Source organism: Streptomyces sp. NPDC028711 (assembly GCF_055565415.1).
This window is the reverse complement of record NZ_JBVHUJ010000009.1, coordinates 141,801-153,911: the sequence shown is the minus strand read 5'-3', so window position 1 is coordinate 153,911 and position 12,111 is coordinate 141,801. Positions and strand designations below refer to the sequence as shown.

The window sequence follows — 12,111 nt, the reverse complement described above, 5'->3', positions numbered from 1 at the left end:
GCCCCAGCCGTGACCGACTACGCACTCGAAGCCCAGGCCTACTGGCGGCGCTGGCTCCCGCACGCCCACGCCAACCTCTCCACTCCCGATGCCTTCTACCAGCAGCTCGGCGAAGACGTACAGGACCGCGTTATCGCCGTCTGGGACGCCCTTACCGAGATCCACCTCACCCCGGACATCACCGACCATGCCAAGCGAGCCGGCCTGCTCCAACTTCTGCGTCGGGAAGCCGAGCACACCGTGATGCAGGCCTTGGTCCAGTTGCCTCCCGAAGCGGACACCGCGCAGCCCGACACCGAGCCCGCCGCACACCGGGCACGACTGACCGCCTTCGACGCCCGTCTCGCGCAGCAGCAGGCGACCATCCGTGCCCTCCTCGACCGCGACCGGACCGTCAGCGAGACCAGCGACACCGAACTCCTCCTGGCCTTCCAGCTCATGCCGGAACTCCTCGCCGCGCTCGGCACCTCCCTGGACGAACTCCGCGCCTTCGGCCGCGCCCTCTGACGATCCTCTGGAAAGGAGCGAAGGGTTGCCCACCATCTCCACCCCTGCCGACCAGCCCCAGGGCACCCCGAGCCGCCCTCTCCAGCAGCCGGTCCCGGCGCAGCTGCGTATCGCGCGCAACCTGGACGCGCTGCGTCTCCTCGCCCAGCTCCCCGACGACCAGCCGCTGACTGAGGAACAGCACCAGGTCCTTGCGAGCTACACATCCTGGGGGGCAACCGGCGTCTCGGAGGTCTTCAACGAGTCCAAGCCCGAACACCGAGCCATCCGCACTGAACTGCGGGAGCTGCTCAGCGCGGCCGAGTACGACGCCGCGGTCGCTTCCACGCCCAACGCGCACTTCACCGACCCGGCGATCGCCGACGCGATACGCGCCGCAGCCAGCGCTCTCGGCGTACCCGCCGATGCACGACTTCTCGAACTCGGCTGTGGCACCGGCACCTTCCTGGGCCCCGGCATGGTCGGGATCGAACTCGAGCCGACCAGCGCACGCATCGCCCAGCGTCTGAACCCGGAAGCCATCGTCCACGCCTCCTCCTTCGTGGACGTCCGGCTGCCCCGCGACTACGCCGACGGCGCGCTCGGCAACCTGCCCTTCGGCGACTACACGCTGACGGACCCGGCCCACAACCCCCTCGGTCTGTCGATCCACAATCACGCCCTGAACTGGCTGCTTGCCCACGTCCGACCTGGCGGCACAATCGCAGTTATCACCTCCCGGTGGACCCTCGACAGCCTCAAGGACGAGGCCCGCCGCGAGATGGCTCAGCACGCCGACTTCCTCGGCGCCATCCGGCTGCCCGCCGGTGCCTTCGCTGGCAGCGCAGGCACCCAGGCCGTAGGCGACATCGTCTTTCTCCGCGTCCGCGAACCCGGCCAGGAAGCCGCCGGCTGGGACCCCGTCCCAACACAAATCGTGCCCCTGGAGGGCGGCAGCGCCCGGATCAGCAACTACTTCGCCCGGCATCCCGAGCAGGTCCTGGGTACCCACGCCATGGTCTCGGGCCAGCACGGCCCCGAACTCAGCGTCATCCCCGACGATCTTGCCCACACGCCCCGTCAGGTCGCTGCGGCTGCCAAACGCATCATCGACCAAGCCCAGGCATCCCAGCTGACCTACCAGCCCGCCGACCCGGCCCAGCGTGCCGCTGTCGACGCCGAAGCCGAGCGAATCCAGCAGGCTATCGAACGGTTCGGCAGCGACCTCAGTGCCAACGAAGGCGCGATCATCCAGGAGAACGACGCTTTCCAGACCCTGCGCGGCGGACAGCTCGTGCCCTTCGAGTACGACCCGGCCGAGGGCGCCGAGCTCCACGACCTCCTCGCACTGCGCGACCAGTACCGCACCCTCGTCGAACTTCAGACCGCCGACGACGCGCAGCCCGAGGCATTGGAAGAAGCCAGGGCGCAACTCAACGACACTTACGACCACTACGCCACCACCCACGGCCCGCTCAACCGGGCGATGAAACCGCGTAGCGCCCGATGGCACTTCCGGTTCGACCCGCTCGGACCGGCCGTCATGGCGCTGGAGGTCTACGACCGCAAGACGAACACCGCCACCAAGAGCAGCATCTTCGAGTACAACGAACAGCGCAGCGACACTCCTACCCGCGCGAGCACACCGGCCGAGGCCCTGGCCATCAGCCTGAACCAGCGTGGCACCGCCGACCTCGCCTACATCGCTGAGCTCCTCGACGTCCCTGCGGAGCAAGCCCGGACCCAGCTCGGCACCCTCACATTCGACGATCCCAAGACCGCCGACCTCATCCCGGCTGACCGCTACCTGTCCGGCCATGTCCGCGGCAAGCTCCACATCGCCGAGAACGCGAACCGCGACGCAGGCGACGACCGCTTCCGAGCCAATATCACCGCCCTCAAGGCAGTCATCCCCTCTGATGCCGCAGCTGGCGACATCGACGTCGAACTCGGCGACCCCATGCTGCGGTCCGAATGGGTTGAAGGCTTCCTGCGCACCCTCATCGGGCACCAGGAGATCTACGTCAGCCGGGCCGTCGGCGGGGACTGGCGCATCGAGGCATCCTCCGATGCCCGCAAGCTCAGCACCAACCGCGACACCTACGGCACGGCTCGGTGGGACGCCGTCACGATCATCGAGCGGATGCTGCGACGCGCGAGCCTCCTCGTGCCACCCACCAAGGATGAAGAGGAAAACCCCGCCAAGACCGGCGACGGGAAAACCACCAGCGCCTCGGCGACCGAGGACGTCCAGGCACGCGCCGATGAGATCAACCGCCTGTTCGCCGACTACATGTGGGAAGAACCCACACGGGGCGAGGAACTGGTCCGCCTCTACAACTGGTACTACCGCTCGCACGTCACCTACCGGCCGAGCGGCGCCCACCTGACATTCCCCGGCCTCAACCCTGAGGTCAACCCCCGCGACTACCAGAAGGACGCCGTCGCCCGCGGCCTGGTCGAGTCCTTCCTGATGGAACACGACGGCGGCTTCGGCAAGACGCTGTCGATCCTCATGACCGTCATGAAGCGCAAGCAGCTCGGGCTGTCGCGCAAACCCATGATCGTCGTACCCAACAATGCCCTGGGCCAGTGGGAACGGGCAGCCCGCTGGGCGTACAAAGACGCCAAGATCCTGGTCTGCTCCCAGGAAGACTTCAACAGCCAAGGCGGCGCCGCCGAGACCCGGGCCAGCCGCCAAGCATTCATCGGAAAGATCGCCAACGGCAGCTTCGACGCGGTCATCGTCCCGTACACCGTCTTCGAGCGGATCCCGCTCTCAGCCGAATCCCAACAGCTCTACCTGGAAGCGGTCTCCGCGCGGCTGAGGGCCTTCGTCGAACTGCAGAGCCGCGGCCGCAGCCCCGAGCGCGACGTCCTCGAGCAGGAACTCCTCAACGACCTGCGCGATCCTCTGGTCGCCGAGATCCTCGGGGACGACCTCGCCCTGGCCGGCATGGGCGACATCACCGACGAACGCCCCAGCGCCCGCACAGTCAAGCGGCTGCGCACCATGCTCACCAAGCTCGTGGAGCAGCTCCGCAAGAACGCGCTCATTCACCGGGACGTGGGCCTGCCCTTCGAACGCCTCGGCATCGACGGGCTCTTCATCGACGAAGTCCAAAACTTCCTTGGCATCGCCTACCCCACCCGACTGCGCGAACTCGGTCTCGCCCCCGCTGCCCGCGCCTACGACCTCGACATGAAGGCATGGTCCGTCCGGCGGGCCCACCCCGACACCGCCGTCATCATTGGCGCCTCCGGGACCCCCGCGCGCAACAACATGGCCCAGTTTTATCGGCTCTTCGACCTCTTCAAGCCCGATCTCCTGCCCCAGGCCGCCATCAACGACCTCGACAGCTTCCGCGGCGTTTTCATCGAAACGACCTTGGAACCCGAGATCGCACCCAGCGGTGAGATCCGCTTCAAGGAACGCCCCGGAGCATTCCGCGAAACAAACCTCAACACCTACGTGCGCCTGCACCACGTCATGGCCGACGTACGCACCCAGCACGACGTGAAGATCGAGGGACGCCCGGTAGTAGCCGGCGGCAAGCCGCAGATCCACGTCATCCCGCGCACCGAGGGCGAATCCGAATGGATGAGCACCAACTGGCTCGGTCGCATCGAACGCTTCGAGGCAGGCGAGCCCGACGAGGGCGACATCATGCCGAGCATCATCAGCGACGCGGTGATGCACGCCATCCACCCGAAGCTGGTTGGTGAGGAAGCCGACGGCCCCACCGTCCTGGACGCCGTCGTTGACAACGTGCTGCGTATCGACCACGCCTACAGGGACCGCCGATACCGCACCGACAACAGCAACCCGGACTCACCCCTCCACCCCATTCCCGGTGCCGGCCAGTTCATTTTCTGCAGCCTCGGCGTCAGCAACGCCGACAACCGCCGCAAGGGAAAGTGGACCGCCTACGACTACATGCGCGATCGCCTCATCGCCGGAGGCATACCGGCAGAGAAGATCGCCTACATGCAGGACGCCGGCGACAATGCGGCAAAGAAGGAAGAACTCCTCGAGAAGTTCCGCACCGGCGAGATCCGCGTCCTGATCGGCTCCAGCGGTACCGCCGGAGTCGCTGTCGACGCCCCCGACCGGGCTATCGCCGCGCACCAGGTCACCTTCGGATGGCGCCCAGACGAGATCGAACAAGAGCAGTGGCGCGTCTGGAGGCCCGGCAACCAGCACCGCGTCATCCAGATCCACCAATACATCAAGCACATGTCGGCGATGGCGCTCCGCCTACAGCACTGCGAGCGCAAGGCCCGCATGATCGCCCAGTACAAGACGGGCCACATCGACCTGAGCCAGATCGACGAGATGGAGCTCGATCTCAACAAGAGCACCTTCGACATCGCCGAGCTGAAGGCAATCGGGTCCGGCAAGGAGATGCTCCTCGAGAAGCACAAGATCGACAAAAAGGTCCGCCGTCTCGAGGCCGCCGAGTCCCGCTGGCGCCGTACCCGCGAGCACCAGCGCAGCATCATCGCCAACGCCGACGAGGTCATCGCTGCCGGCCAGCGCAGCGTTGACCACGTGATCGACCTGCTTAACCGTCGGGACGACAGCGCCCTGCGAGGTTTGCGCCTCGGTGACACGAACGCACCTGCCACGGCGGCCCAGCTCCGTGATCTCTTGCTCGACGTAGGCGGCCTGGAGCGCCGCAACGTCGCCACCCTCGACGGGGTGCCCCTCGACGTCAGCCTGTTCCCCGAGGCCGGCACCGCGGTGTTCACCATGGAGGGCGTTCCCGGCGAAGAAGTCCTTGTGACCCTCGGCACGAAGGACCACGCCGCACCGACCGGGACCTGGGGCGCACGGTTGACCAAGATGCTGGGCACGCTCGATGGCGCGGTGCAGGCCGCGCGTGACGAGCTGGCCGGACGTCAGACGAGTGTCGAGCGCGCTCACCGACTGATGGACCTCCCGTTTGACCAGTCGGAGGCGCTCACCTCCGCCCGCGCTGAGCAGGCGCGCTTGGCCAACCTGATCGCCGCTGAGGCCGCCGCGAACACCCCGGACCGCGATGACGATCCCAGGGAAACCAAGGAGGCGACCGACCAGGAGATGCAGGACCTGGTCGACTCCCTGCTTGCTGATGAGGACGAGCAGGAGACTTCTACCAGCCGGGGCAACACCCGCACTGGCGGGGGAGGGGGGCCAAGGACCGGCGAGCCCGACAGTCGCGTCGACGAGGACGAGCTCGGCATCCCCAGTGAAGACGACATCAGCGTCCCCGACCTGCCCAGGCCACCCGCTCTTGCCGAGCTCGGCGCCAACCTCGTCTACAAACTCACGCGCGCCGGCCAGCACATCGGCCAGAGCACCGGCCGAGAAATCGGGGCACTCCTGGACCAGGGCTACGAGAAGGCCAGCGCCGCCGTCGGCAACGACATCCAGAACTTTGCCCAGCACTCCCCGCAATGGGCGCACCAGGCCGCGACCATGCGCGACGCCCTGCTCATTGCCGAACGCGGCGCCGACGGCGGCTGGACCATCACCGGCTCCCGCGGCACCCGCACCACCCTCACCCCGCAGCCGGACGTGCCCGCACGCGCGCTGCCCTACGACAGCCTCGCCGACACCTACCTCGGCGAAGACGCGGTCCTGATTCGCTACGCCCAGTGGAAGCTCGCAACCCAGTACCCCGGCACCGCGGAGGACCAGGCTCTTCACGCCTGGACGCGCACGCTCACCACGCTCACCACCGAGCGCTACGATCTCCGTGACCGCGGTCCGACTCTTGAGCAGGTCACCGCTCGAGCCACGCACTTCCAGGAACTCGCACGTCTCGCCCGCGCCGCCGAGACCGAAGACCCCGACATCGCGGAACTCGCCCAGCACATTCTCGACGAGGCGCAGACGCACCTGGAACGTCTCGGACGCCTGCTGAGCGATGCGGCCCTACACCAGCGCTGGAACGACAGCCGCCCTACCCCTCTGGCGGGTCTGCCGGAGCCGATGCGCGGTAACCCCTGGGGCGGCGACACCGACAAGATCCACCTCGGCTACCTCCTCACCGGAGCCACCGAAACCCACGTGCTGACCGGCGCCGAGCTGCACTACGCACTCCTCGCCCTCAAAGAGGACGGTGGCCGCATCCGGCGCCATGACGCCGACAACCCACGCGTGCGGGCCCTGACCCCTACGTCACATACGTGGACCCGGCTCGATACCGAGCTCACACCGGCCAAGCTGGAGCAGCTCCAGGGAGCTCGGCAGGCCACCCACAACATCGCACACCGTATGGCCGACGACCCCAACCTGCGCCGTGGCGCCCACCTCGCCAGCCACACAGACTTCCGCCGCGAGGCCGCTGCCTGGCTCGCCGTCCACCCTGACGCCTTCGACACCCTCGCCGACCTGCGGGCTGACGGCTCCACCACCACGATGTCGGCGGCCGTTGAGCTAATCACCCAGCAGGCCTTTCACCGCGCCCGCGCCAGCATGCGGCCCCGTGAAGCAGGCCGCATCCTGCACCAGCTCGTCAGCCAGTGGGACATCGAGCACACCAGCCCGCTGCGGCACACCGCCGAGTTCCGCTCCCTGCACCAGGTCCTCGACCAGCTCGCCACCAACGACATCGAGCAGAGCGGCACCAGCGAACTCCTGCGCCGCGCCTACTTCCGCATCAAGCAACTGGCCGATGCCACCGACGGACGCGACCGCATCCAGGCCGCAGGGCTCCTCACCGACTACGGATGGATGCTGTCGGCCTCCACCGGCCCTCGCCCCGCCGGCATTGAGCAGGGCATCTGGGCCCGCCATCACGAGATGGCCGAGAACCTCTCGCCCTACCCCTTCAAGAAGGACACCTGGTACGAGCACACCAAGGCCGGTGGCGGCGTCGCCGACCTGCTCGGATCCGACCTCAACAAGCTGCTGGCCATGACGAAACGGGCCGCCGAGAACAGCCCGCAGCGCATCGTCGTGCGCAACGAACCCGACGGCGGGATCCGCATCACCGGCACACGCACCATCGTCGCCACCCCGCTGAATGAACGCTTCCCGGCTCTCGTCGAACCCCACATCGAGGAGGTCGCAGGCCTCCTGCAGACCATGCTCCGCAGCGGTGAGCACGGAGGGTTCGGCGAGAAGGAAGCGATCAACCAGTGGCTCACCGCACACCTGGCCGACGCCTCCGACGGCCTGCGTGAGGTGCTCGCGAGCGGCCCACGCATCGAGAGGGAGTTCCGCCAGGCCTTTCGCGTCCACGCCTACCAGGCACTGATCAGGGCCGGGCAGGACCCGACCCTGGCCACTGCCGCCCCTACGCCATCGCTGCAGACGGTCGCCGCCCGTACCTCCACCGAAGACCCCCAGGCCGAAGCCCTCGCCGCCCTCTACGACCGCGCGGCGCAGCAGGCCCTGCAGGATGTCTTCCTCCTGGCCGCGGTTCGCGAGGCCATGCCCTCCACAGACCCGGACGACATCTCCACCGCACTGGTCACTTCGGGTGTGCTTGACTGGCTCGTTGGCGGCGGACTCCGCTCCGCCGACGACGACTCCACGGCGCTGCGCGAGCATGCCCTGCACTCACTCGCCACCGGCACACCAGGCCCCGCCCTCACCGGCTTCTTCCGCCAGGTATGGGACGCCGCGATCGCTGAGGACCATCGCGAGCGACGACGCAGCGAGCTGCGGTCCGGCCGGACCCGAGCCCTCGACAACTTCGTGGTCCCGCTGCGCGGCCAAATCGGCGCCGAGTACCGCAATGCCTCCACATCCAAGACGGAGCAGGCGTGGAAATCCGCCTTCAGGCGGAGCCATCCGCTGGAATGGGCCACCCTGCGGGTAGCCGACACGACCCTGCTCCGCGCTGACTGGGCCAGCGCCACGCCGGCGAGTCTCGTTCTGCAGTGCGAAGGCGTCCTGCAAGCAGCGCGCACGCTCAAGGACTTCACGGATCAGAGTCAGTGGGCGGAAGAATTCACTGCCACCACCGAAAAGGCCATCACCACACTGCACCACCTGCACCGCTATCTCACGATCCTCGCCCCTGTCCCGGGCGCCTGGGAGCCGGTACGCCAGGAACCCGAACGAGGGCTGCGGCGCAGCGAGGAACGGCAGCACCGTCCGGGCCGGTTCGCTCGCGCCGCCGAGCGGGCAAGCAACCTGCGCATCGACCCCTGGACCGCCTACCGGCTCAGCAGTAACGAGATCCTCACCGGCAGCGAGGCAACCGGCCGGCTGAGGGCACTGGTCGCAGGCGGTGCCCTCGTCGCTGAAGACGCGGACGGATCACTCGTCCTGCATGCCAAGATCGACGGCTACCCCATCCATCTGACACGCCTCACCGGCGAGGCGGCGCTCGCTCACTTCGCCCAACTGCCCCACTACGCTACGGCTCCCATTCCTGCTGACCTGCGGAGTCCTCGCTTCGCTGACGTCGATGCCGTCGCCGCGCATGTCCGCTCCGGGTCGTTGGAGCTGGCCGGACCCCAGGATGATGGCGAGCTCACCGACGCCCGCCGGGCTCACCTTGAGCACCTGCTCACGGACGGCGAACTCGTACTGCAGGACCGCATCCTGCTCGTCCGGACAGCCAACCGCACCCGCTGGCACCTCTACTTCCCAGGAACGCTCACCCCGCTGCCGGGACAGCACACCGAGGGCTTCGCGACCCAGGACCAAGCCCGCCAGGCTGCCCGTGCCGTCCAGCAGGTCACCGACCGGGATGGATATCCCTTCCCCTGGGATGCACCGCTGGCGAGCCCTCTCTCGCGCCTGTGGCGCTCCCGTGATCATCGGAGCCTCGACGACGCCGTCGAACATGCACTTGCCGCCACCCCTGCCTGCGATCCCCACGGCCACTATCGGCGCGCCGCCGACGAACGGCTGCAGACCCAAGCCCGCGAAAATGTCGCACGGGATCGGGACCTGGCAGACGGCTACCTCTTGGATCTGGTACGTCGAGCCTTCTACAACGACGAGCCGGGCCGGCACCCGAAGGTCTCCTTCCCCCTCCTCGTCACGCGCACCTTGGCGGAGAGCCTGGGGCCGGAAGACGCGGACCTCTTCCAGCAACGGATCACGGTCCGCGGCACGGCCTTCACGAGCGTCCACGCCGACGACCTCTACGAGTACGAGTCCGACGACGAGCAGCCACCACACCTTGCCCACCGCATCATCGTCGAACTGGCCACCTGGCATGCCGACGACGGGCGCACCGGAACCTTCACCAACGCCGACTCCAGAGGGGGCCCCGATGCCCCACGGCTTCCTCTGCCCTGGCAGTTCCGTAGCCAACCCGACGTGCCCCCGAACGCGCGTGACCTGGCCCGGACCTTCTACTACAACGAGGCATGGCCCAAGCCCCCCAGCGGCATCGACACAGGCCGTCCTGCGGCAGAGCCTCGAGCTGCAGCCATCTACAAACGGGCCCGTACCGCAATGAAGGCCCTCCAGGACGGGCAGTGCCAAAGCGGCAGCGTCCGTGAGGACTTCCTCCGTATCGCCGGCGACCTGCAGCTGCTCGCCGCCGCCTACGACCGCGGTGAGGACCACCCGAACAGCGCCACGTTCGCCGACGCCTCGGCAAGCGCTCGGATCCTGCGCGAGAAGCTGCTGCAGAGCCTCCGTTCGGCGCATCATCATTCGGCCATCCCGGAGCACCGCCTCGACCCGGATGAGGCCATCCTTCCCTCACCGCTTGCCACGGGGCCACTCGGCGGAGCCCGCCTCCACCCCTGGCAGGCGGAGACAGGCAGCGTCGTGGTGGCCACAGGCAGCCTCCGGGACGGCGACGAACCGATTACGGCGACGGGAACCCTGCGAAGGGTTGACTACCACGTGCGCCTCCAGGGAAGCGCCGAACAACGTGGCACTCTCCTCCACCTCGACACCGCAGAGGGGCCTGCTGAACTCTTCCTCCCTGAGCGTCATCTCGTCGAGCAGCTTCCCTCACCACTGCACCCCGCGCTTGCTTTTCCAGGCATGGCCCGGGACGCCTCCGCCGAACCAGCGCCCCGGACTGCCGAACCGTCTGCCGGAGCCAGCCGGAAAGCCATACGCGTCTTTCACGCCGAAGGCGCGCGCGGTGCCGGCCGCACCCTCGCTCCGTCCTCGGTCTTCCCCTTCGCGCACGAGGCACTGCTGTCGGGCTTCGAGGGACGACTGAACGGACTCGACAACCGGTCCAGGTGGGTCGAAAACGGCACGCTGGAAGTGCACTTCGCGCGGGCACTGGGCGGCGACCGCGACACGATCGTTTTCCGGCCCGACTACGCGGAACCAAGCCCGGACACCGTGATCAACCCAGGGAAGTGGTTGCGGCACGGCACCGAAGAGAGCGTCGCACGGGCCGCCAACCTGCAGTCCCTGGTCCATCTCGCCGCTTCCGAAGCCGAAGTGCGCAGTCACGTCGCGCAGGGCGGAGCCGCCCCATTCGCCACTTGGCTCAGCCACCAGGCCCGGCTCGGCCACCCGTACATGCATCCGGACCTGCGCGCCGAGTGGATTGCTCATCCCCGCTACCGCCGGGAGTTCATCGCACTCGGTGAGCAGGAACTCCTCACCCTGCTCGATCAGCCTCTGCCTCAGTCACCCCCGGATCACCTCGCGTACAACAGCCACCAGGCACTCGCCGACGCTCGCGCTCATCTCGATGCCCTGGCCAACCGGTGGAATCAGCAGGCCAAGGGCTTCGTCAGCGAACGATCGACCACGTGGAACAAGTTCAAGAAGGGCTGGCAGACAGCCCGTACGGCGCCGTGGCACGCCACCGACCCCGACGGGGGCGCCCTCCACGTCCAGTACACCCAGCTGGTCGACCGAGTCCAAGCCATGAGGCGCTGGCTGAACAACCAGGAAGGCCCCGACGCCCGCCACAGCGAGCTGCTGCAGGGCATCGACGTCCTCCACCTCCACCTCACCCGGCACGTTCAGCGACTGGAGGCCTCCCACGGGGCCGATCTCAACCTGAACACCGAGCTGGCGGCCATAACCTCGCAGGCCCCACACGACCGGGCCACCCTGTCCGAGGAAGACCTTTCGACCGCCCTGCACGCCTGCCGTCAGGCCCTGGCACACCCCACTGCGGATGCCGACCTGCGTCTTGACCTCGACTTGGCGGCCTGGGCCCTTACCCAGCCCCGCTCCACGCCAGAGCACTTCAACCGCCTGGCCTCCCTGGCCCATACCGCGCACCGAATCGCCCACCACTACGCCACCCAGGCGAGCCAGCCCCACCACGGCATCCAGGCCGCGGCCGCGGCTCTTGCCAGCGTCGCGCAGAGTTACACCGCTGACCTGATTCGTGCGGTCCGCGACGAGACGCCTGGGCCTGCTCCCTCACGGGCGATACTCGCGTCGATCCAGAAGCACGCTCTCGCCGAGGCCAGTCTGCGAAGCGCCCGCGACAGCGACACCTGGGACGAGACCCTCGACACGTGGCTGACCGGCTCGATCCAGATGCCGAGCCCGCTCGTGCCGGCGACCCGTCTCGCGGCGCGGATCGGCGAAGCTCTCCCCGGCCCGGTCGCTGCGCTGCGGGCTGGGATCCGACACACGCTGAACGCCTCCAGTCAGCCGTACCGGAGCTATGTCGAGCACCAGGCGGCCGTCGAGTTCCTGCAGAGTGCGGCCCGCAGCGTGCTGCGCGCGCGTGA

2 protein-coding genes (1 of these 2 cut by a window edge) are annotated in these 12,111 nt (G+C 68.0%); both read left to right on the top strand.

The features are described from left to right. The first annotated feature begins 9 nt into the window (after positions 1-9). Complete coding sequence (locus tag ACZ4VK_RS26300; protein ID WP_468356727.1) at positions 10-507, top strand: hypothetical protein; 498 nt, start codon at positions 10-12, stop codon at positions 505-507. A gap of 25 nt (positions 508-532) precedes the next feature. Next, positions 533-12,111, top strand: partial view of a hypothetical protein gene (locus ACZ4VK_RS26295; RefSeq protein WP_468356724.1) — the beginning only. It continues 20,824 nt past the right edge of the window; 11,579 of the gene's 32,403 nt are visible here — the first part of the coding sequence; its start codon is at positions 533-535; its stop codon lies off the right edge, out of view.